This window comes from Vibrio sp. Vb0598, assembly GCF_033338935.1.
Taxonomy (GTDB): domain Bacteria; phylum Pseudomonadota; class Gammaproteobacteria; order Enterobacterales; family Vibrionaceae; genus Vibrio; species Vibrio alginolyticus.
Genome location: NZ_JAWOTP010000001.1, coordinates 248,216 through 268,939, shown reverse-complemented (window position 1 = coordinate 268,939; position 20,724 = coordinate 248,216). Strand labels below are relative to the sequence as shown.

Genomic DNA, 20,724 nt, shown 5'->3' with positions numbered 1-20,724 from the left:
GGCATACTCAAGATATTAGGTCGAATTCGCCAAATAAAAGTCCTGCAATCTCTTTTAGTTAGAACCTTTGGTTATGGGATTTTCTTTCACGCTATAAGTAAAAACGTCGCGATAATGTGAACTAGGTTCGAGATGCCAATAACGAAGAACAGATCAGATTCAACGGCCCATCCATCATCTCCGTCTGAATCAAACTCGTATCGTGGCAACAACTGATCGAGAAAGCGAACCCGTGTAGGTAATCTGCCAATAGATCCAAACTGTCTTTCTCCACTTGCGGAGACAGTGCCAAAGGCTGAACAATGATTTGATAGCGCTCGGTAAACACTTGAGCAGGGCCATACGATGTCATGCTCAGCATGGTTTGCAATAACCCGTTGTACTCACGCAGCAGTTCAATGTAGCTAACACACAAATTTTTGAGTTCGCCTTGCCAATCTTCATTCACTTTCGGTTGATAAATTTCCTCCACCAGCGATGTGGTCAACGCTTCAAGCAACGCATTCTTGTTTTTGAAGTAGTAATAGATCGCCATAGGATCCACATTTAATTGCGTCGCTAACGAGCGAATACTTGGTACCTTGCTATCCTTTTTCATCAATGACTTAGCTGTATCTAGGATGCTTTCTGCGCTTAACTGCGACTGCTTAGCGGCTGGTCTCCCGCGTTTCTTTTCGTTGACAGACATTTGATCTTCTCGATAAACTCACACTTATTCTACATTGTAGAATTAATTTTAAACCATACTTTAGCTTGGCTCAAGCATCACCATTTTGATGAGGTACTCATGGCAAATATCGTATTTATTGCAACCAGTCTGGACGGTTACATCGCAGATAAGCAGGGCAAACTCGACTGGCTACATTCAGTACCAAATCCAGACAACATTGATACTGGTTTCTTCTCACTGATGGAGCGTATTGATGGCTTGGTAATGGGGCGCAACACCCTAGATGTCGTACTGAGCTTTGATTGCGATTGGCCATACAGCAAACCTGTGTTTGTACTCAGCAATACCATGACAGAAGTGCCACAAGGCTACGAAGACAAAGTCTTTCTAGTAAAAGGCGAGCAAAAAGATGTGCTTGCGGAGCTAAACGCAAAAGGCTTTAACGATCTTTACATCGACGGCGGAGTGACGATTCAGAACTTCCTGAAAGAAGATCTTATCGATGAAATGGTGATCACGCGCTTCCCTATCCTACTTGGCGGCGGCGCACCTCTATTTGGGGATTTAGAACAACCGCTAAACTTCAAAGTCACCAAGAGTGAAGTTGTTTTGGATACTTTAGTTCAAACGACCTACGTGCGTGAAAGATAATCTACCTAGGTATTTTGAACAAAAAACGCCCTTCATGGAGATATGAAGGGCGTTTTTGATGCCTACTGAGGAGCTGTTATATCAAAAGGCTCGTATATCAAAAGGCACTCCGCTTGATATGACCAATTATAAAGATGACTCAAACAAGCCTGTAATACCTTTCAAAGGGAAAAGCCTTGCTTGCTCCAACCCTCTCAACGTTACCGTATTGAGGTCATCAATAAAGAAACGACTGGTCATCGTGTGTTTGCCGCCATTAATGAAAATCTCGATGACAGAATTGTCGATATACATCTCAATCGTCTGCTTAGCGTCCAATCTTGGTGCTTTTCGAATACCACCAAATTCTTCTGCGTACAAATGAGACATATGACGACGGTCCAGCATAAACTCGTGCTCTGTCGCACTAAAGACGATGTTGTCACCTTTGAGGTTACTCAGCTCAAGTTCAAAGCCATCGCCCTCAAGGTCTAGTTGGATCAAACAACTGGTGCTTTCCAGTGTATGGGATTGTGCAAAGACCACCTCTTCTTTTCTTAAATTCTTCAGCTCAGGGAGCGGAGTTTGAACAAGAAAACCATCTTTCAACGTTAGTTCTCTAGGAAGAGACAACATTCCTGCCCACTGGTGTGTGACCGATGGTGTATCGATTTCTGGCAACCCTATCCATGCAATAAGAATGCGACGCCCATTCTCATCTAAATAGGTTTGTGGGGCGTAGAAATCAAACCCATAATCTGGCTGCAAAATATCTTGGTGGTTTTCTAAAGTCATCGACTCTAGGTTCAACTGATCACCCACGATATATGCGACAGAATAGATGTTTTTGAAATCATAAGGATTACTACTGCTCACGCCCTGTGGAGAAAACAGCATCACCGATTGACCATTAATCTCAAAGAAATCAGGACACTCCCACATGTACCCAAGGTCAGAAAACTTGGTCTTAATTGGACCTTTATGCTGCCACGTTTTCAAATCTTTGCTTTGATAGAGCGCCATTGAACCATGCTCGGTTTTGGTTTGAGCACCCACCACCATCAAATAGTCGTCGCCTTTCTTCCAAACTTTTGGATCACGAAAGTGCTCCGTGTAATGTTCGTTCTCAATGACCACACCATGCTTTTCAATGTTGCCATCTGAATCCATGGTGGCAAAGCACTGTGTTGGAATTCGATTCCAGTTTTGGTCACGCTTATTACCAGTAAAAAACAGCAAAGCCTTGTTGTTTTCCACCAAAGCACCGCCCGAATAGACACCATGTGAATCGTAGTCTTGGTCGGGATGAAGACCCACACCATGATCAGTAAAATGGATGAAGTCTTTAGTAGAAAGGTGGTACCAATACTTCATTCCATGGACTGGTCCCACAGGCGTCCACTGGTAAAAGATGTGGTGCTCACCATTGAAATAGCACAACCCATTTGGGTCATTTAACAGCCCAAATCTAGGGGCGATATGAAAACTAGGAAAGCCTTTATCTTGCTGACGTGAAAGTGTCATTTCTTCGATATCACACTGAGGGATTTGCTCAAGTCGGCGATATCTTTGCTCTACAGTCCAACGGTTGTTTAAGCTCATAATTTTTCTCAACTGAAATTGGATCTGGAGATCATTGCCCAATAAATTGCAGCAATTCTGTCTGGGTCGGAAGCGCGGTCATTGCGCCTTTTTGCGTCGTCGCTAATGCACCACAGCCATTTGCCCATTGAATCGCAGAGCTAACAACAGGATGATTTTTCCAATCGTCATACCGAGACAGGCATGCCAGTAGCCCTCCGACAAAAGCATCACCCGCACCTGTGGTATCAATCGGACTAACGACTTGACCTGTGATCAGTTCACTCTGACTTTCAAAGACGCGCCAAACACCTTTCGCACCTTGCGTCACCAAGACCAAAGCAATATTCAAAGAGGCTATTTGTTTTAAACCTTGCGCCATCGATGTTGAGTCAGTTAAGAACAAAAGCTCTTCTTCAGAGAACTTAACCACATCGGCCATCGCTACAGCCTTCATCACGACAGCTTGGATTTCTGACTGGTCTTGCCACACTTCATCACGCAAGTTAGGGTCAAAGCTAATGAAACCACCAGCGGCTTTTGCTCTTTTGATCGCCTCAAATGTGCTGCTTCGACTTGGCTCATTTGCCAGTGAAATCGAGCAGACATGCAGCCAATCACCTTGCTTAAAGTTAGGGATGTCTTCAACAGACATAAACTGATCAGCGCTCGGTTTTACCATAAACGTAAAGCTGCGCTCACCTTGCTCGTCTAAATCCACCACCACTGTTGATGTTCTTTGCTCAGGATCTTTAACGAGAAACTCCGTGCTCACGCCCTCTTGATCGAGCGTTGATTGCATGAAGCGACCAAATGGGTCATCACCTACACGTCCAAAAAACGCACTCTTACCAGATAGACGAGCAATAGCTACGGCGACATTCGCTGGTGCACCACCGGGACATTTGAGTAAAGAAGTCTCAGATTCCGGTATTAGATCGACAACAGCATCACCAGTTACCCACACTTGATTCATCTTGCTTACCTTGAAATTAAAGCCCTGATAGTCCAACGTGTTGAACACCTTCACTACCAAGTAAAAATTGAAAAAGGCTAGCCAAGCCATTAGTGCTTGGCTAGCACCCCAAACATTTAGGAAAAGAAGTGGATTTTGGGGGACTCCACCCCTAAGGAGTTCAGATTAAGCCGCTGCTTTTCTACCAACTTTAGCGCGGTCACGCATACCAAGAACAATGGTGAGAACAAATGCGGTCAAGAACGCGATCACCATACCCGCGATGTAGTATCCAATCTTCTCTGGCGTAATAGAAATGATGCCTGGAAGACCTGCTGCACCCAATGCCTGAGCTTTCACATTAAACATTGTAATGAACGCGCTCGATAACGCCGCAGCGCAAACTGCCGCAATAAATGGGTAACGTAGTTTTAGATTAACACCAAACATGGCTGGCTCTGTAATACCCAGCAAACCCGTAACACCCGATGGAATCGCAATACCTTTCATCTTCTTATCTTTGCTCATCACGCCCACCGCCAACGCTGCCGCTCCTTGAGAAACGTTAGACATCGCCGCAATAGGAAAGATAAAGGTGCCGCCCGTCGTCGCAATATCCGCAAGAAGTTGAGTTTCAATCGCAATGAAGCTGTGATGCATACCAGTAATAACAAACGGAGCATAAATAAGACCAAATACCGCACCACCAACAAAGCCAGCTGTGTTGTATAGCCAGTTCAGACCATCACCTAATAGGAAACCGATATCACGCGTGAACGGACCGACGACAGTAAACGTTAGCAAACCCGCTATGAAAATCGCCAGTAATGGCGTTAAAAGGTTGTCTAAAACAGAAGGTATGACTTTACGTAAGCCTAGCTCAACCTTCGCAAGAATGAATGCCGATACCAAAACCGGTAACACCGAACCTTGGTAACCCACTTTTTGGATTTCAAAGCCAAGAATATTCCAAACCGGAATGTTGCCAGACACAGATGCGCCGCCGAATCCCCAACCATTCAGCAAGTCAGGGTGAACCATCAACATACCTAGCGCCGCCCCTAAATATGGGTTACCGCCAAACTTCTTACTGGCTGAAAATGCCAGCAGAATAGGCAGGTAAACAAACGGCGCGTTCGCAAACGTGTTGATCATGTTCGCCAAGTCTGTCAGTCCTGGGTTGGCATCAATCAAAGATTTGCCATCAATGAACAAGCCTTGAGCAGTCAATAGGTTATAGATACCCATCAACAAACCACCAGCGACGATTGCTGGAATGATTGGAACGAAAATATCAGACAGCCCTTTCACCGCGCGCTGAACAATGTTTTGTTTCTCTGCGCCAGCAGACGCAACGTCGTTGGTGGACATTTCACTCATCCCCGTCAACTTCGCCATTTCTGCATAAACTTGGTTTACGATGCCAGATCCAAAAATGATTTGGTACTGACCCGCAACTTTGAACTGCCCTTTTACTCCTTCAAGGCTATCAATCGCTTGTTCATCTATTTTTTGCTCATCTGCAACGGCAAGGCGTAAGCGTGTCGCACAATGCGCAAGTGCGGTGATGTTGCTTTTACCACCTAATAGAGTTAACAACTCTTTTGCTACTGCCGGATAATTCATTTCATACCCCATTGGATTATTATCTGAGCTTGCGAAATTTTCGGGAACGTTTGCAAAACAGATTTTTGCTCAATAAAACCAAATGATCAAAGATAAAGCAGAGAGAATGTGAGAATGATCGTCAAATTCTCTCCCTAAGAGCAGTATAGAAGGTTAGAATCGCTACTTATCAAAGAGCTTTTCATCTTCTCTTTGCAAACAATCCCAAAAACGAAAAACAGAATGGATAGGAACAATGGCGAGTCTGCATGATGTCGCCCGTCTGGCTGGCGTATCAAAATCAACAGTGTCACGGGTTATAAACGATGAATATGGCGTAAAAGAAGCGACAAAACTGAAGGTCCGCCAAGCAGTAGCGGAGTGTGGCTATGTGCCGAACCAAGTCGCTAAAGATCTAAAATCTCAAAAGACCAATCTGGTTGGTGTCATTGTTCCTCGGGTTTCCTCTCATGCCACATCCCAAGGTGTCGATGGATTAACCGATGTCCTTGAAAAAGCCGGGAAACATGTCTTACTTGCTAGCACTCACCAAGCCCACGAAAAAGAACTGGAATACATTCAGATCTTTAACCAAAAACGGGTTGAAGGGATCATTCTTTACGCCACCCACCTCGATTCCAAACTGGTAAAAGCAATTCAAAACTCAGCCGTTCCAGTTGTGCTCGTCGGTCAAGATGGTTCCATGTTTAATATTCCAAGCATCATTCATGATGACGCACGAGTAGGGTTTGAAGCGGGAAATAGACTGGTTGCAAAAGGTTGCCAAACCATGGGTTTTATTGGTGTGCAAGGTGACGATATCGCGGTAGATAAGCAACGCTCTGAAGGATTTGTTCAAGCGCTACAGCATCATGGTTTTGAGCTCGCCTTCCATGCTCGTGGTGACTTTACCATCGATTCTGGCTATTCATTGGCAAAACAACACTTAACAAAGAACCCTAAGCTAGATGGCTTGTTCTGTGCGACAGACCGTATTGCTATCGGTGCGATGAGAGCGATTCAAGAGCTCGGGTTAACACCGGGTAAAGACGTTTTAGTGCTAGGAGTTGGTGATGATGAGCTCGCATCAGTGTGCACCCCAACCTTATCAACATTTAACTATGCATTTGATAAAGCGGGTGAAAATGGTGCGAAACTGCTACTAGATAGAATTGCCAACAGAAGTTTTGAAATGAGTAAGATGGTACTAACCTTCAAAACAATTGAGCGTCAGTCCTGTTAATGAAAAAGCGCCAACTGAAATCAGTTGGCGCTTTTCTTATTACTCTTTGTCGGTTAGATCCCTTTAGAACCAAGTTTCCATTTGCAGTGCAAACAGAACTTCACCACCATCACCCATCGTTGCAGCACCCGCATCCTGGCTAATCGAGTAGCCATTCAAGTCTTCGCTCCAATCAACGTAGCTAACTGCAAAACGTAGCTCCGGACGGTCAAAGAAACCTGCAGCGGTAGACATCTTAAGCGTTGGTGCGATTGTCGCTTTGTAAAAACTGCCACTTGCTTTATCAATCGCATTGTCTAGGTCCATGTATTGGTATGAGCCTTCATAAACCATCTCAAAGTTCTGCGTAAACTCTTGCGCTAAGCGGATGTTGAACGATGCCCACGTAAATTCATCATTTTCAGCAAAGCGATCTTGGCTGTGTTCTGCTAGCAACGCAGGTGCTACACGCCAGTTGTCGCCGATGCGTGTTACACCATAGCTGAACAAGCGTACGGCTTTTGCGTCTTCTAACAAATCTCCGTTTGAACCGATGCCTTTAAGTTCCGCACCCAGTCCATCACCCATCAAAATACCGGTTTTAGAGAAGCCTTCACTCATGCCAAAGAAGTTATCGCCATGGTAAGCAAACATCGCATGTAAACCTTTGTCCGCTGCGCCTTCTACGCGATCATTGTTATCAGCAGACGTCATGCCGCTCAGCATCAATTGCCAATTACCGAAGCGGTTGTTCATTGTCGCGATATAGTTTTCAACATCTGTTGACGAGCTATCAATCTCACCAAAATCACGACCATAGATCGAGAAGTTTGCTTTCCACGAATCGCTCATTTGGACGTCATACACACCAGCACCAGTACCAGATAAGAAAACAATATCCGAGTCAAAGAAGTGAATGTCAAAGTTATCACGGTCAAATCGTTTACCAGCCCAAAACGTCGCGTCAGCAAAAGCTCTTGATTCAGAGAACATACTCAACTTGTTTAGCTCAGCATATACCTGACGAACGTTTAATTGACTCTCGCTCGCCGTCCATTCGTTATTGGTTTCCGTACTATCTGCCAACATGATTCGGAACAATGCGCTGGAACCATCATCTGCAAAACGTTTGTGAATAAGGTTTGCTTCCACATAATGATCATCCTCTACCCCTAATCGCCCAACTGGAGCGCCAATAGCACCAGCTGCCGTCATGTAAGGACCAGTACCCACTGCACCATTCAGATCGTCATTAATCAGTAGCCCGGAACGAGCGTAGCCATGAAACTCAAAGCTTGAGGCTTTCTCATTTGCTTCTGTGGATGCTTTTTCTGTCTGCTCAAGTCTATGTTCTAATTCATTAATTCGCTTTTCAAGAGCGTCAACATCTGTTGCTGCGAATGCAGGTGCAGTAACCAGTCCAAGCGCTACTGCCATCGTCAAAGTGTGTAGTTTCATTTCCATAGTCTCACGTAAATTTATACTTAGGCATGCTGCAAACGTTCCCAAGAAAAATCGCAAACTTATGGTGACTTTAAATGTCCATCTAAAGCCTGAATTTCAGAGCGCTCGTACTCAGAGCGTCTCTACTACTTATATCAATGAGGGCGATAATATATAAACTTTTCGGGAACGTTACCGTTAAGAGGCCATTTTGTTACTTCTATCACGTTCAATTGTGTTACTTACAGAAAAATCATTAACCAGCGCACATTTGAATAGCAATGAGAAAGAGGCATTGAAAGCCTTATTAACAGGTGGCATTGTGGCAAAGACGTTGGCTCAACGTCTTTTATAGATTGTCTTGTGGTTAGAGCGCACAAAAACTTCATAGAATCAGTGAGAGAATTTGGCTCCATGCATTTTAATATCTACAAAACTCATTTTTTGAACATAAATGAGTTTTGTAAAATCTAATAATCTTGCTCATGGTCACTTCGGCTTCGAAAAGCCACTCATTACCAAAAAGTAATCAAGCTAATGCATCTCAACGTTATTCTCTTCGACTAGTAAGTATTTAATTTGATGTTGAAAATCTGCCTCAATTATATCTTCTCGACCTTTGGACATAACGGTGTCGTAAACCATGTTTACATATTCATACGACAGATATTTATCAAAAACATGAACTATATCGTCGTTAATTAAAATTTCACCGTAACAAGCTAAGTCTTCATCAAACGTATTTTGGTAACAAGATATTTTAGAACTATCCCATCCAGAGTAAAATTCGACACTCTTGACATCGTCATACATCGCAATTACTAACTTTTCGATTCCAAGCTGTCCTTCAGCCTCAAACCTCGACTCAAAGTTAACATAACCGATAGCAATACCTTCATTAGAAGCTGAGTAATCTTTATTAACTCCGTAGTGGACTTGATTTTCTCTAAGTTTAGCATTGCCAATAGCTTTCCAAGTTAGGCGGTTCCCGTCAATATTTTCACCAAATGTAAGCTCTTCTTTGACCTCAATAATTTGGTTCGCTAGTTGGTAAGTTAAAGGCAGGTCAAGATCCGGAACGTTAGTGGCAAGACTTAGACCTTTCCTGCTATGTTTTTCGTAAATTACCTGATGCTTTCTTGGCTCGGAGTGAGAGCTTACAACTATCCATCCGCTTTCTTCAGTAGATGGGTTAGTTGATTCGGAGTTACAACCCAAAATAAGAAGAGTTGACGCGCTAAACAGTACAGTTTTTAAGTACATAGTGAGTATTCAAAGTTAATTATTTCTTGGCATTATCATTTAAATTAATACCATGGGCAACAAAATCATACTTTAATACCTCAACAGCTATTCTATTTCGAAGTTAATATTTTTGATTAGCTACATATCTAGGTTAATAACAGAGAACGATGTAAAAGTGAATTATGTGTACTCACTCTATACTTAATCATACAAGTCCGGCAGTGCGAAACGAATAAAGTGAAAGTGTCAAAAGCCCGAATAACATTCCTCAAACAAAAAAAGCCCTTTACATAAGTAAAAGGCATTTTTATTTTAGATTTTGATTAGCGAGCTATAATACCAACCCACCGTCAATCTTGAGCACTTGGCCTGTGATGTAGGCGCTCTTGTCTGAGGTTAGGAAAGAGACGCCATTGGCGATATCTTGAACTGAGCCCATGCGCCCTAATGGGGTTTTGCCTTCCATCATTTGAATGACTTTCTCTGGCAGGTTCTTGGTCATGTCGGTGGCGATAAAGCCTGGCGCGACACAGTTGACGCGTATCTGTGCACCCTTTCTTGAAAGTTCTTTCGCCCAGCCTTTGCTCATTGAGATGACGCCGCCTTTACTTGCGCCGTAGTTGCTCTGGCCGATATTACCATCCGTTCCCACTATAGAAGAAATGCTAACAATACTGCCTGTGCCCTGCTCTAGCATGACAGGAGCAACACGTTGGGTGAGTAAGAACACCGCTTTTAGGTTCACGTCGATCACGCTGTCCCAGTCTTGCTCTAACATATCTGGCAACAATGCATCTCGAGTGATGCCCGCGTTGTTAACCAGAGCATCGATTCTTCCGTGCTGCTCTACAACACTTTCTACTACTTCACTGACGGCTTCGGCATCACACAAGTTGACTTGATAACTGCTTAGCTGCGCCGACTGACTCCATTCCACGGGCGCTATATCTAGCCCGACAACATGGAATCCATCCTCCAGTAATTGTTCACAAATCGCTTGGCCAATACCACGAGCCGCACCAGTGACTACTGCTACTTTTTCCGGTTTCATCTTGGTCTTCCTTAAATGTTGAGATTACAAATTCGCTTGTATCCCTAGCGTTTTTTGTTTTTATGCCTAGTCGCGTTACAACTGCGCTTCTCATACGCAGGGTCTTTTATATCTTATAAAAACTATAGAAACAGTCTGGGAGTCGGATGTGAACTAATCAAGGCAACTTGATGACTATGGCAAGATCAACGTAAGAAAGTGTGTTGGAGGGCGCAAAGTTAAACGATTGGAGGACTTGGATAGAAAAGTATTGGTCTGATTACTCAAATACTACTTCATCAAACCAATATTACTTGTCTCTTAATCTCTTACAAAAGCTGGTTTTGTTATTTTCACCAGAAAAGGCTGAAGCAAGAGATTAAACAACATGCCAGCAATAAACAGGGTGATCACAATACTCGCACCACTCGGTAAGTCATAGCGAGCCGATGCGGCAATACCCGATAAGATCCCAACAATACCAATGCTGATACTAGCGACAAAGAATCGAGTTCCCTTCAATGCTGCCGCACATAAAGCTGGAATCACCAACAAAGCAAATTCTAAATAAATGCCGGTTAACTTGACCGTAATGGGCATCAGAATAGCAAAGATCAGATAAAAACCACTACCGCGCATAAACGCAGGTTTTAACCAAACTAATAGCAACATCGCAGTGGTAATGAGTGCCAAAGGCCAAACGTCTGCCCAAGTCGCCCATAACAGTTGCCCATTAAGAATGCCTTGAATAAAGTCTCCGCCGTGTGGGTCTTTGCTCACCAGCAGGATTGCCAGCGATGCAGACACGACAAACAAGCTGCCAATCATGGGCTCTAAATGCTGCTGGTATCGTTTCTCCATTAAGGCGATCAAACCGCAAAGCATCAAAGACATCACCCAAGGGCCAATCATTTCGCCAAAGAATGAGCCTGAGAACAGCGCGTATTGGCTCAACCAGTAGTGGCTTAGTGCTGCCCCCAATGCCGCGACTTGCGCCACCGCCAAATCTATAAAGATGATCTGACGATTAAGAACTTGTTGCCCCAGAACGATGTTGCCAACTAACGCAATTAAACCACACAAAACCGCAGGTAAAAGCCATGCATAATCAGCCATGGCTTAGATCTTCTCAGGAACGGGCGGCACTAACACATCCAGTAAATCATCAATGACCTGATCGTACATCTCATCCAAGCTTTCACTCTCAGAAACGGTCAATGGCAGTTGAATCACAGGTTTGTCAGTATGATCTTGCAACCAGTTCGCTGGACGCTGATCCTGATGAGAGGAGTAAACAATCGCATCAAAACTGTCAGCATCTAACTTGGTAAGTGATTGCAGGTGAGATGTGGTCGGTGAAATGCCCGGTTTAGGTTCGAGATCGGCAATCTGCTTCATTCCGAGCCAATCGTACAAATAACGATACGTCGCGTGATAACCGACAACTTGCTTACCCTTTAAAGCAGCCCCTTTCTCATTCCATTCTTTAAGCTTTTTACGCCAATGAGCACGAAACTTCATACCATTCACTTGGTAACTTTGTGCGTTGTCGGGATCAATCGCTTTTAGGCGCTCCGTGACTTTACGAGATAATGGAATCATGTCATTTGCCGCAAATTGAACATGTGGGTTACCGTGAGCGTGTATATCTCCCATGCTACGGTCAACGTGAGCATGAGTATCTAACATGCGCACGAAGTCCGTCGCGTAGATCATGCTCGGCGCACCATTTTGCACCGCCGCATTGCTGCTACGAACTTGCAGCATAGGTAACCACCCCACCTCTAGTTCTGCGCCCGAACACATTGCCATGTCCGCTTGGCGCATCTTCGCAATCAAAGAAGGGCGAGCTTGTACGTAATGTGGGTCTTGCTTGACCGTTGTCGCTGAATAAATACTGGCATCTGGCGCGTGGCTTTCAAGAAAGGCTTTCCATTCTGGCTCACAAACGAAAATGTTGAGAGCCAAAGCTGGCGAAGAGATGATGGCAGATCCTGCCGCCATCATCACCAAGCTGCATTTATTCAATGTTAGCTTAGAACGCATGAGCACCGTGCGCTCCAAATGTCATCACGTATTGCAGAGTGAATACGTTGTCTGTCTCACTGTCTTGGTTATCAATGCGAGTGTATTGCGCACGGATAGTACCGAAATGAGAAGAATCCCATGCGATCATCGCATCCATTTCTTTATCATTCAGCTCAGTAAAATGCATGTGGTCGCCGTGTGCATGACCATCGTAGCTTTCTGCTTCGCCGTAACGTAGACCTGCTGACCAGCTTGGGTTGAAGCGATAAACGCCCGAAACATAGTAGGCGCTTAAGTTGTCTGGTGACTCTGCATCGTTTTTATATTTACTGTCTACCACACCGTCTAGCAGCATGTATTCAGCCGATAGCGTGAAGTTGCTGTATTTGTAATTACCGTCTGGTGCCCATTTCCAAACAAAATCAGCCCCGTAAAGGTTCGCACCTGTCACTGCTGCGCCATGATGGTGATCGTGATCATGCTCTTCTTCATGACCGTGGTCGTGATCTTCGAATTCTTTAACCTTGCCGTTTTCGTTGCGCAGGTAACTTAAACCAAACTGCCAACTTGAAGATTCGGAGAAGTCATTCCCAAGCTTCAGCGTCGTGGTGTACACGCCAACTTCAGAACCATCTTCGACAGAAGACATTTTGCTACCACTAAGCGCTTCTACACCAAATTTTACGTAAAGGTCGGTTGGCAACACGATGTTTGCACGTACACCATCATCGTAGTAGTGCGAGCCAAGGAAAGTACGATAAGCAATTGGACGCTCGACAAAGCTATCGGTGTGCATGTGTTGGTTATTCAGATAACCAAAGTCAGATAGGAATCGGCCAGCGCGCACATTTACACCATATGGCAATGCCAAAGTTTCGATGAATGCCTCTTCAAGCTCTAATTCTGTCTCATCACCGTGACTTTCAAGAACCGCGGTCAATGCACCGTAAAACTTGTCGTCGATATTCGATGAGAAGTTTAATTCCGTATGGCCTAGACCAAAGCCTTCTTCGCGCTCAGAATTATGACGTTGGCCATCTTGGTAGTAGCCATCAACAACAACACCAATCTGTGGGTTCGATAGTGTGTCGGCAAAAACAGGGGATGCAAAAATGCTACCGATCACGAGAGACACCAATTTCTTATTCACTACTTTTTCCTTTTTGTTATGTTATAACATTTAATTTTGCGATGTTATAATATAACAATTCTCATTACACAAGCAGAAATTTAAATTAGGCTCCGATTTCATGTTCGTACTCAATCCATGAATTGGGCTATCAACAAATGAATCAATTGATGTTTTTTATACGTATACTAATGAGAATTAGTAATTAAATAAGTAACGGAATTTCAATATGTTGAATATGGATTTTGCAAAAAGAATCGTGATAGATACTGCTCAACAGGAATGGATCGCCAGCCCTTCCAAAGGTGTGTGGCGCAAACCTTTGGAACGAGAAGCCAAAGAATCAGGGCATACCACCAGCGTCGTTAAGTACGAGCCAAATTCGCAGTTTTCAACTCATCCTCACCCTCAAGGAGAAGAAGTATTGGTGCTCGAGGGAGTATTCTCTGACGAATACGGTGACTACCCTGCCGGCACTTACCTTCGTAACCCTCCAGGAAGTCAACACGCACCATTTAGCAAAGAAGGCTGTGTGATTTTAGTTAAACTAAATCAGTTCGAATCTGAGGATCTTGAAACAGTTCGCATTAATACAGACCAAGCGAGCTGGCAGAGTGGTGTCGGTGGGTTGCAAGTCATGCCTCTGCATCATTTTGAGCACGAACATGTCGCGTTGGTTAAATGGCCAAAAGGTGAGAAGTTTCAACCACACCGTCACTTTGGTGGTGAAGAAATTTTCGTATTGTCAGGAGAGTTTAGAGACGAGCTAGGTACCTATCCCGCTCTCTCTTGGATCCGAAGCCCACATATGAGCGAGCATTTTCCTTTTGTAGAGCAAGAAACGATCATTTGGGTAAAAACTGGTCACCTGCCGCTCCAAGCTCCTGCTCAGCACTCCTAATGTTTGCACACTTGGCATCGTCCATTGGAACTAAAATCGGCCCGCAATTCACGAGCCGATGATCATTTCGTCACTAAGAACCCATTATTCGCGAGTGGAGCCAGTCTTTGAGCTCAGCTCGGTTATGTTTTAACACGTTCATTTCGTGATCATCAATCGGGCTTCCTTGAAGTTCTAGTACGCGGATTTCCTTATCTAAAGCATTGTAGTTTTTGACGGTTTCAGCAAATGATGCATCGTTTTCGGTAAGCTGGGTAATGGTATCCAAATGTTCTGGGAATTCATGAGTTAATGAGTGATTTTCACCTAACATAGAGACCTCTTGGCTAGAGTTGTTGATGTATTTATCCGCTCATTTTTTGAGCGACACATTTCTAACCATAGCACTTCAAATAGCACAATATCGTCGATTTGAGCACACTTTTACTGAACTTCTTAGTCATGGTTTATCACTCTTTTAACCGCGCGACTCCGCTCGTTATTATTCTGTGTTTTATCAATAATCGACTACATTTAATACACTTCTCATAAAAAGGTACATCTAAATGAACAGCATGAAAATTGGCTTGATCAGTGCGTCAATAACAGTTGCGTTGATTGGCTGTAATTCAGACAGTGACTCTGTCAGCACAATGACTCCGGTTACCTTGTCTGTATCAGATGCCCCTATTGATGACGTATCAGAAGTGGTTATCGCATACAACAAAGTGGCATTTCTCCCTTTGGATGGTGGTACACCACAAGTTTTCGATGTGTATAAAACCGACGAAGACGGAAATTTCGCTGACGAAAATGGTAATCCTCTGCTCGATAATGAAGATCCAATACCATTAAGCGTTAACTTACTCGACTTCCAGGGCAGTGACGCTCAAGAGTTAGTGGACGACGAGCTGATACCCACTGGCAATTACAAACTCTGCGTGTTTGCGAATGATGGCGATCATCCGGATTATCCATCCTATGTTGTTGATGAAGCGACCGGCAATCAAATACCACTGACCGTAAAAGGTAATGGGGCTTGTCCGCAGGGGGTCGGAAAAGATCCGAATTCTGGGGTACTGTTCTTTAATAATACCTTCGCAGTCAACCCTGACAACAACGAATTTGTGGTGGAGTTTGACCTGCGCCGTGGCTTAAAAGACGGAACAGGCCAAAACGAAGGCTACAGCATTCAACGCACCTCCGTCACTTTAATTAACACGGTTACAACGGGTGAAATTCAGGGAGATATCGCAACATTAACCTACCAAAACTGCGAAACGGATACCCCAAGCGCAAATGGGTATGCACACGCGGTCTACCTATATGAAGGAAATATCGCCGAAGAGAACATGGGGCCATTTGCAGGCGCAGAAGGCCAAATAATGCCAATCGCAGCGGCGAACGTAGTGGAAGACATTGATGAAGCAAATTACGAATATGAATTTGGCTTTGTAGAGCCCGGTACGTACTCCGTCGGCTATACCTGTACCGCAAATGACGATTCTGTAGATGGTATTGTTGCAGGTGAAACCTTTAGCATTTATCAATCTACCAGCGGAATTAGCGTCTTTGTTGGTACCGATACAAACGCAAACTTTTAATCTCTCTAACACTGCAGACCCTGCATGGGTCTGCTTTTTTTGCTATTCCAACTGAGCACGGATTATGGTCTTTGTGACTTTTAAACCTCTTCCCAATAAGGTGGCGTGCCATAGTATTCAGCAAAGTAATCAATAAAGGCACGCACCTTAGGCGCAATTAAACGAGAGCTTGGGTACACAGCCCAAATCCCAGCATCCATCGCTAAAGGGTGATCTTCGAGTACTTCCACTAGCTGACCACTTTGTAATTCTTGATAAACACTCCAAACCGAGTTGATAGAAATACCTAACCCGTTTACCGTCGCGTCTCTCATCGCATCACCATTATCGGTTTTAAAACGACCAGAAGTTCTTACATTGAACATTCCATCTTTTGTATTGAATGACCAATTATTCATTCCAACTAAGTTAATACACTCATGATTCGTCAAGTCTTGGGGCTTGTTGGGTCTCCCAAATTGTTCAATATAATCTGGTGATGCAACGATAATACGACGATCTGGCGCAAGCTTTCTTGCGACCAATGAAGAATCTTTCAACTCAGCGACACGAATGGCGACATCAAAACCTCCCTCAACCAGATCCATAATGGAATCAGAAAATCGGCAGTCCACGGTTAACCCTGGGTAACGCGCCATAAAACCTTTTAATGCGGGCACAATATGCAAGCGACCAAAAGTTGCAGAGGCGGTTATACGTAATACTCCCGTTGGCGCGCTCTGCCCTGAGCCAACAGCTCCCCTTGCTGCCTCCACTGTTGCAAGGACCTCCTCCGCGTGAGGTAAAAAAGCCTGCCCCTCTTCAGTTAAGGAAACTTTGCGTGTGGTGCGATGAACTAAACGAACTCCTAAGCTGTCCTCAAGTTTGTTGATGTGCGCACTAGCGACAGCAGGAGAAAGTCCAAGCTCCTGACCAGCCATGCTGATGTTGTGTGTCGAAGCCAAACGGACAAATAGCTTTACATGATCGATGTTCATTTAATTTTCAATTATTTGTAAAAAATCATCATATAGAGCTTAGCATTTTATTCCTTACGGATAGTAAATAAAGACTCCAATTAGAAAAAGCTGATAGGCAGATAGAAGTCCAGCTCAAACGCCTCATCATGGCTAAGGAAATGGTTTTTATGATAGTGAACATAAGCGGGAGTAGAACGCTGCTTAAAGCCTGAATTCGGCAACCACTTCTCTAACACCATACTCAATTGAGGAAGAAGCTCTCCATATACCCCTGTTAAGCGAAAAACAGCATGCAAACCACCCGGAATCGTCATTTGATTCACGACACCGCGTACTTTGAGCGGCTTATCAATCGCCATACAAGCCACATAACGACACTTGTCGAGCTCAACCCAGGCGGGGTTGGAGTGATGCAAACCGTATTGAACCGAAAAGTCCCGATTCTCAGAGCTTGCCCACGCCTTCAAAATCAGCCACGCATTGCGAATGGAACGGCTATAACCCTCATGCCGCACATAAGCCGCAAAGCGTTGTGGAACCTCCATAATTTTAGGTTCTGGCAACTCGCGTTTAGCAACCCGATGATAACCCGCAGCCACTTCCGGATCTTTTAGATACGGCTTTTCTGCGACTTGTAAATCATGCTTTCGCCACGCGCCAGGAGACATAGCGAACGTTGCTTTAAATGCTCGGCTAAAAGAAGATACCGAGCTAAAGCCGCACTTGTTAGCAATGTCTAACACCGACGAGCTGGTATCAAACATCAGTTGATTGGCGGCGTATTCCATTCTTGTGCGACGGATATATTGATGGACAGACTCCCCTACCACATCTTTAAAAATACGATGGAAGTGCTGTTCAGAATAGGCTGCTACATCTGCTAGCTCTTTAGCCGATAAATCTCTGCTAATGTCCTGGTGAATGTAAAACAGCACGTCATTGATTCTGGAAACTTGTTGATGGCTCACGGAGTAAACTTTCGCTTAAATAGCATAAACAGACATGTTTAACAGCATAAATGGACACACCAAGCTTGGCAATTTACCTATACTATTTCTGACATAAAAAAAGACAATTACTAGAAGCACAGCACATGGAAATCGCACAGTCATTACAACAAACTAAGTCATCCTACATCCGAGAGATCCTCGCAGCAGCGAGCGATAAGAACGTTATTTCTCTTGCAGGTGGCTTGCCGGACGAAAAAACCTTCCCGATCGACTTAATGAAACCGACTCTCGAAAACCTCGCTAATATGCCAGAGGTGTTTCAATATGGCGCAACAGCAGGCTACGCCCCGCTACTTAACTTTTTGACCGATTATTACCAGCTGCCAGAATCTCATTTGGCGATGATCACAACGGGCTCTCAGCAAGGGCTAGATTTGATTGCGCGTGCGTACGTGAACCCGGGCGATAAAGTGGTGATGGAAGCACCGAGCTACCTTGGTGCTATGCAAGTATTCGGTCTAGTGCAAGCCAACATCGTGACCGTTTCACAAACCGAGTGTGGCCCAAACCTTGAAGAACTCGAACAATGCTTTGCCACGCAGCAACCAAAAATGTTCTACGCCGTACCCGATTTTCACAACCCAACGGGCGTATGCTGGGCGCTAGAGACTCGCCAAAAAGTTGCCGAGCTTTGTATACAATACGACGTAGCGTTCATTGAAGACGCACCATACCGCGAGCTGCGTTTTTCTGGTGAAGCGCTTCCACTGGTTTCGGACTTCTGCCCACAGCACTCCATCGTATTGCGCTCTTTCTCCAAAATAGCTTCACCAGGCTTGCGTATTGGTGTAGTTACGGGCAAAAGCAGCTACCTTGAGCCACTTATCAAAATTAAACAAGGTGCCGATCTGCACTCTAGTATTCCTATGCAAGCTTTGCTGCATGGCCTGCTGCAACATGACAACTTCGAAACGCACATTTCAACCATCTGTGCGCTTTACAAATCACGTTACGATGTCATGTTTGCTGAACTGCAAAAACAGCTGCCAGAAAGTTGCGTACTCAAACCCGTCGATGGTGGTATGTTCGTTTGGGTCGAAATTCCAGAATGCGACACCTTCGAACTGGCGAAAAACCTTCTCGCAAACTGGGTTGCTGTAGTGCCGAGCCCGGTCTTTTATCCAGAAGGTTCAAAGGTAAAAGCCGCTCTGCGTCTTAACTTTACCAATGCTACACCAGAAGAACTGACGACAGCTGTCTCTCGACTCGCGGATGTCCTCAACACGTTGTAATTGAGCGCGAGTGTAAGAACCTGCCTTTGAGATTCAAAAAAAGTCTCAAAGGCAGCATCAAAAAAGTTCCCCAAAAAATTTATATTTTTCCTTCAAATCAACTCTCTACAGTAAGTGCCTGTTTTCTCTTGAACCTCTCACTCATATAAAAATGAGAACTCAATCACGTATTTGATGGTTAGAAAAGTTACGTCTATCTTTCAGTCAAAGACATCAACTTCGCAGCGTTAATGCTCCAATTTCAGACACTTTATCAATCGTGGCTTAGCGGTTGATAAACGACTAAAAAAGCATCTGTGGGCAGACCCACTACGAAGGGTTGACCAGAACCATTCTGAATGTCGCGAGCCAATCTTTTGATTGGCAATTACGTCAGTGAATCGCACCAAATGACAGAGGGGTTATCAGGATGAATACTCGAACCACGACAGGACTCGTCACCATCGGCTGGTCCGTTACACTTTCACTTTTTACCGCATTCGCCGTGTATGCCAATACGTCGCCAAACTGTAGTGACGTATTAGCGGGCAACACAAGCGCCGCATCGCAAAAAATGATGGTTTTATTGGGCGAAGACATCACCAAATCCAACCGTATAACTACGGTGATTCCAGCCGAAAACAATCCATTTGTGACCGAAGAACTGGTTTCGGTTTCTAACGACGTATCGCCAAACGGTCGTCTTTCACAAAAGAGTTTGGAAGAGATTCGGAAAGTCCGCTCAAATCTAGAGAAAGCAGCACAGGAAGTAAGCCGATTACAAGGCACTTTTGAAGTGGCTTTCATCAGTTTGATTGATGGTTACTGCCAATTTTCTAATCATAAACGTACTCAACATGCCAAAATCGACTTTGACCATTTGGAAGGCCTCACTTTGTATTCAATCCCCGCTTTAATAGCAATGGTCGATCAGTCGTACTACATGGCAAAGAATCGAATCGCTAATGAGCAGAAACAGTTAAGCGACATTGAAAAAGAGAAACAGCGGCAGAAACAACAAGCAACTGCGGCAGCAGCCGCTCGTTACCAAGACGGTAACGTACTCGTAAGAGTCGAGAACTTTGATGGCGCTAATGTGACATTTTCCGTTACTAACATTGGATCACAAGGATCGTTACAACCAAATTTCAACACGTTTAATGCATATCGCACAGAAAGTGGAGAATTAATCTACAAGTCAGAATCTTTATTACACCTGGCGGATACTGCAGGTAACACACTTGAAACAATGGGTATCGCTGAGCTCTCATCACAAGGTGGAAGTGACATATCGATCTCTCCTGGAGAAACCCGAAAATTCGTTACTAGCATTGCTTCAGAAGTCGCGCCACATACGCAGTTGAGCTTAGAGTTTCCAGCCAAAGTGCTTAATACTGAGCGAGACTTTACATTGTCGTTTTCTGATACATCAGCGGTGGCGACAGCAAACGTCAATTAACGCAAGGTAGCCAGTATTTGTAGAGCGCATCAAAGACAGGCGAGCAGCGCCTGTCTTTCAATT

The 20,724-nt window shown here is 44.4% G+C and carries 19 protein-coding genes; 6 read left to right on the top strand and 13 right to left on the bottom strand.

Features of this window, described 5'->3' with window-relative positions:
* Positions 1 to 121 precede the first annotated feature (121 nt).
* Positions 122 to 688 (bottom strand): TetR/AcrR family transcriptional regulator, encoded by a 567-nt coding sequence (locus R7Q38_RS01255; RefSeq protein ID WP_213876893.1) that lies wholly within the window; start codon positions 686 to 688, stop codon positions 122 to 124.
* Positions 689 to 787: 99 nt separating this feature from the next.
* Here R7Q38_RS01255 and R7Q38_RS01250 point away from each other — a divergent pair, with 99 nt between their 5' ends.
* A complete protein-coding gene (locus R7Q38_RS01250) occupies positions 788 to 1,321 on the top strand; it encodes a dihydrofolate reductase family protein (RefSeq protein ID WP_154204224.1) in 534 nt (177 codons plus the stop codon).
* 126 nt (positions 1,322 to 1,447) lie between these two features.
* Here the strand turns inward: R7Q38_RS01250 and R7Q38_RS01245 are convergent, their stop codons facing one another.
* The 3 genes from R7Q38_RS01245 to R7Q38_RS01235 all read right to left on the bottom strand — a co-directional run bounded on the left by R7Q38_RS01245 (position 1,448) and on the right by R7Q38_RS01235 (position 5,462).
* The gene (locus R7Q38_RS01245; protein ID WP_213876892.1) at positions 1,448 to 2,902 is read right to left on the bottom strand and encodes a sucrose-6-phosphate hydrolase; all 1,455 of its coding nucleotides are present in this window, start codon (positions 2,900 to 2,902) and stop codon (positions 1,448 to 1,450) included.
* 31 nt (positions 2,903 to 2,933) lie between these two features.
* Positions 2,934 to 3,857 carry an aminoimidazole riboside kinase gene (locus R7Q38_RS01240; RefSeq protein WP_170890198.1) on the bottom strand — a complete coding sequence of 308 codons (924 nt, stop codon included), beginning with the start codon at positions 3,855 to 3,857 and terminating at the stop codon, positions 2,934 to 2,936.
* Positions 3,858 to 4,022: 165 nt separating this feature from the next.
* Positions 4,023 to 5,462 carry a sucrose-specific PTS transporter subunit IIBC gene (locus R7Q38_RS01235; RefSeq protein WP_025767958.1) on the bottom strand — a complete coding sequence of 480 codons (1,440 nt, stop codon included), beginning with the start codon at positions 5,460 to 5,462 and terminating at the stop codon, positions 4,023 to 4,025.
* 235 nt (positions 5,463 to 5,697) lie between these two features.
* Between R7Q38_RS01235 and R7Q38_RS01230 the strand changes: the two genes are divergently transcribed.
* The gene (locus tag R7Q38_RS01230) at positions 5,698 to 6,684 is read left to right on the top strand and encodes a LacI family DNA-binding transcriptional regulator (protein ID WP_017633789.1); all 987 of its coding nucleotides are present in this window, start codon (positions 5,698 to 5,700) and stop codon (positions 6,682 to 6,684) included.
* Between the two features lie 63 nt (positions 6,685 to 6,747).
* Here R7Q38_RS01230 and R7Q38_RS01225 read toward each other — a convergent pair whose 3' ends face one another.
* The 6 genes from R7Q38_RS01225 to R7Q38_RS01200 all read right to left on the bottom strand — a co-directional run bounded on the left by R7Q38_RS01225 (position 6,748) and on the right by R7Q38_RS01200 (position 13,559).
* Positions 6,748 to 8,121 carry a carbohydrate porin gene (locus R7Q38_RS01225; protein ID WP_239938773.1) on the bottom strand — a complete coding sequence of 458 codons (1,374 nt, stop codon included), beginning with the start codon at positions 8,119 to 8,121 and terminating at the stop codon, positions 6,748 to 6,750.
* 519 nt (positions 8,122 to 8,640) lie between these two features.
* On the bottom strand, positions 8,641 to 9,369 hold the full coding sequence (locus R7Q38_RS01220) for a hypothetical protein (RefSeq protein WP_025767960.1): 729 nt from the start codon (positions 9,367 to 9,369) through the stop codon (positions 8,641 to 8,643).
* Positions 9,370 to 9,682: 313 nt separating this feature from the next.
* Positions 9,683 to 10,402, bottom strand: coding sequence for a 3-oxoacyl-ACP reductase FabG (gene fabG, locus R7Q38_RS01215; RefSeq protein ID WP_213897953.1), 720 nt, complete (start codon positions 10,400 to 10,402; stop codon positions 9,683 to 9,685).
* A 300-nt stretch (positions 10,403 to 10,702) separates the two neighbouring features.
* Positions 10,703 to 11,497: a metal ABC transporter permease gene (locus R7Q38_RS01210; RefSeq protein WP_206970364.1), complete on the bottom strand. Its 795-nt coding sequence runs from the start codon at positions 11,495 to 11,497 to the stop codon at positions 10,703 to 10,705.
* Between the two features lie 3 nt (positions 11,498 to 11,500).
* Positions 11,501 to 12,427 carry a metal ABC transporter solute-binding protein, Zn/Mn family gene (locus R7Q38_RS01205; RefSeq protein WP_213867587.1) on the bottom strand — a complete coding sequence of 309 codons (927 nt, stop codon included), beginning with the start codon at positions 12,425 to 12,427 and terminating at the stop codon, positions 11,501 to 11,503.
* Positions 12,417 to 13,559 (bottom strand): hypothetical protein, encoded by a 1,143-nt coding sequence (locus R7Q38_RS01200; RefSeq protein WP_054577734.1) that lies wholly within the window; start codon positions 13,557 to 13,559, stop codon positions 12,417 to 12,419. Before R7Q38_RS01200 ends, R7Q38_RS01205 begins: the two co-directional genes overlap by 11 nt.
* Before the next feature lie 208 nt (positions 13,560 to 13,767).
* Here R7Q38_RS01200 and R7Q38_RS01195 point away from each other — a divergent pair, with 208 nt between their 5' ends.
* Entirely contained in the window at positions 13,768 to 14,439 is a 672-nt protein-coding gene (locus R7Q38_RS01195; protein ID WP_213867586.1) for a cupin domain-containing protein, read from the top strand.
* 73 nt (positions 14,440 to 14,512) lie between these two features.
* On the opposite strand, the gene R7Q38_RS01190 is transcribed toward R7Q38_RS01195, so the two are convergent.
* Positions 14,513 to 14,752, bottom strand: a complete 240-nt coding sequence (locus tag R7Q38_RS01190; protein WP_005373737.1) for a YdcH family protein — start codon at positions 14,750 to 14,752, stop codon at positions 14,513 to 14,515.
* Positions 14,753 to 14,984: 232 nt separating this feature from the next.
* Between R7Q38_RS01190 and R7Q38_RS01185 the strand changes: the two genes are divergently transcribed.
* Positions 14,985 to 16,022 carry a DUF4382 domain-containing protein gene (locus tag R7Q38_RS01185; RefSeq protein ID WP_262647064.1) on the top strand — a complete coding sequence of 346 codons (1,038 nt, stop codon included), beginning with the start codon at positions 14,985 to 14,987 and terminating at the stop codon, positions 16,020 to 16,022.
* 80 nt (positions 16,023 to 16,102) lie between these two features.
* Here R7Q38_RS01185 and R7Q38_RS01180 read toward each other — a convergent pair whose 3' ends face one another.
* Together R7Q38_RS01180 and R7Q38_RS01175 are read right to left on the bottom strand one after the other, a co-directional pair.
* Complete coding sequence (locus R7Q38_RS01180) at positions 16,103 to 16,999, bottom strand: LysR family transcriptional regulator (protein ID WP_213899222.1); 897 nt, start codon at positions 16,997 to 16,999, stop codon at positions 16,103 to 16,105.
* Between the two features lie 80 nt (positions 17,000 to 17,079).
* A complete protein-coding gene (locus tag R7Q38_RS01175) occupies positions 17,080 to 17,949 on the bottom strand; it encodes a GyrI-like domain-containing protein (RefSeq protein WP_005387011.1) in 870 nt (289 codons plus the stop codon).
* Between the two features lie 125 nt (positions 17,950 to 18,074).
* On the opposite strand from R7Q38_RS01175, the gene R7Q38_RS01170 reads away from it, so the two are divergent.
* Together R7Q38_RS01170 and R7Q38_RS01165 are read left to right on the top strand one after the other, a co-directional pair.
* A complete protein-coding gene (locus R7Q38_RS01170; protein WP_017819834.1) occupies positions 18,075 to 19,223 on the top strand; it encodes a PLP-dependent aminotransferase family protein in 1,149 nt (382 codons plus the stop codon).
* A gap of 409 nt (positions 19,224 to 19,632) precedes the next feature.
* Positions 19,633 to 20,661: a hypothetical protein gene (locus tag R7Q38_RS01165; RefSeq protein WP_151515754.1), complete on the top strand. Its 1,029-nt coding sequence runs from the start codon at positions 19,633 to 19,635 to the stop codon at positions 20,659 to 20,661.
* The last annotated feature ends 63 nt before the right edge of the window (positions 20,662 to 20,724 follow it).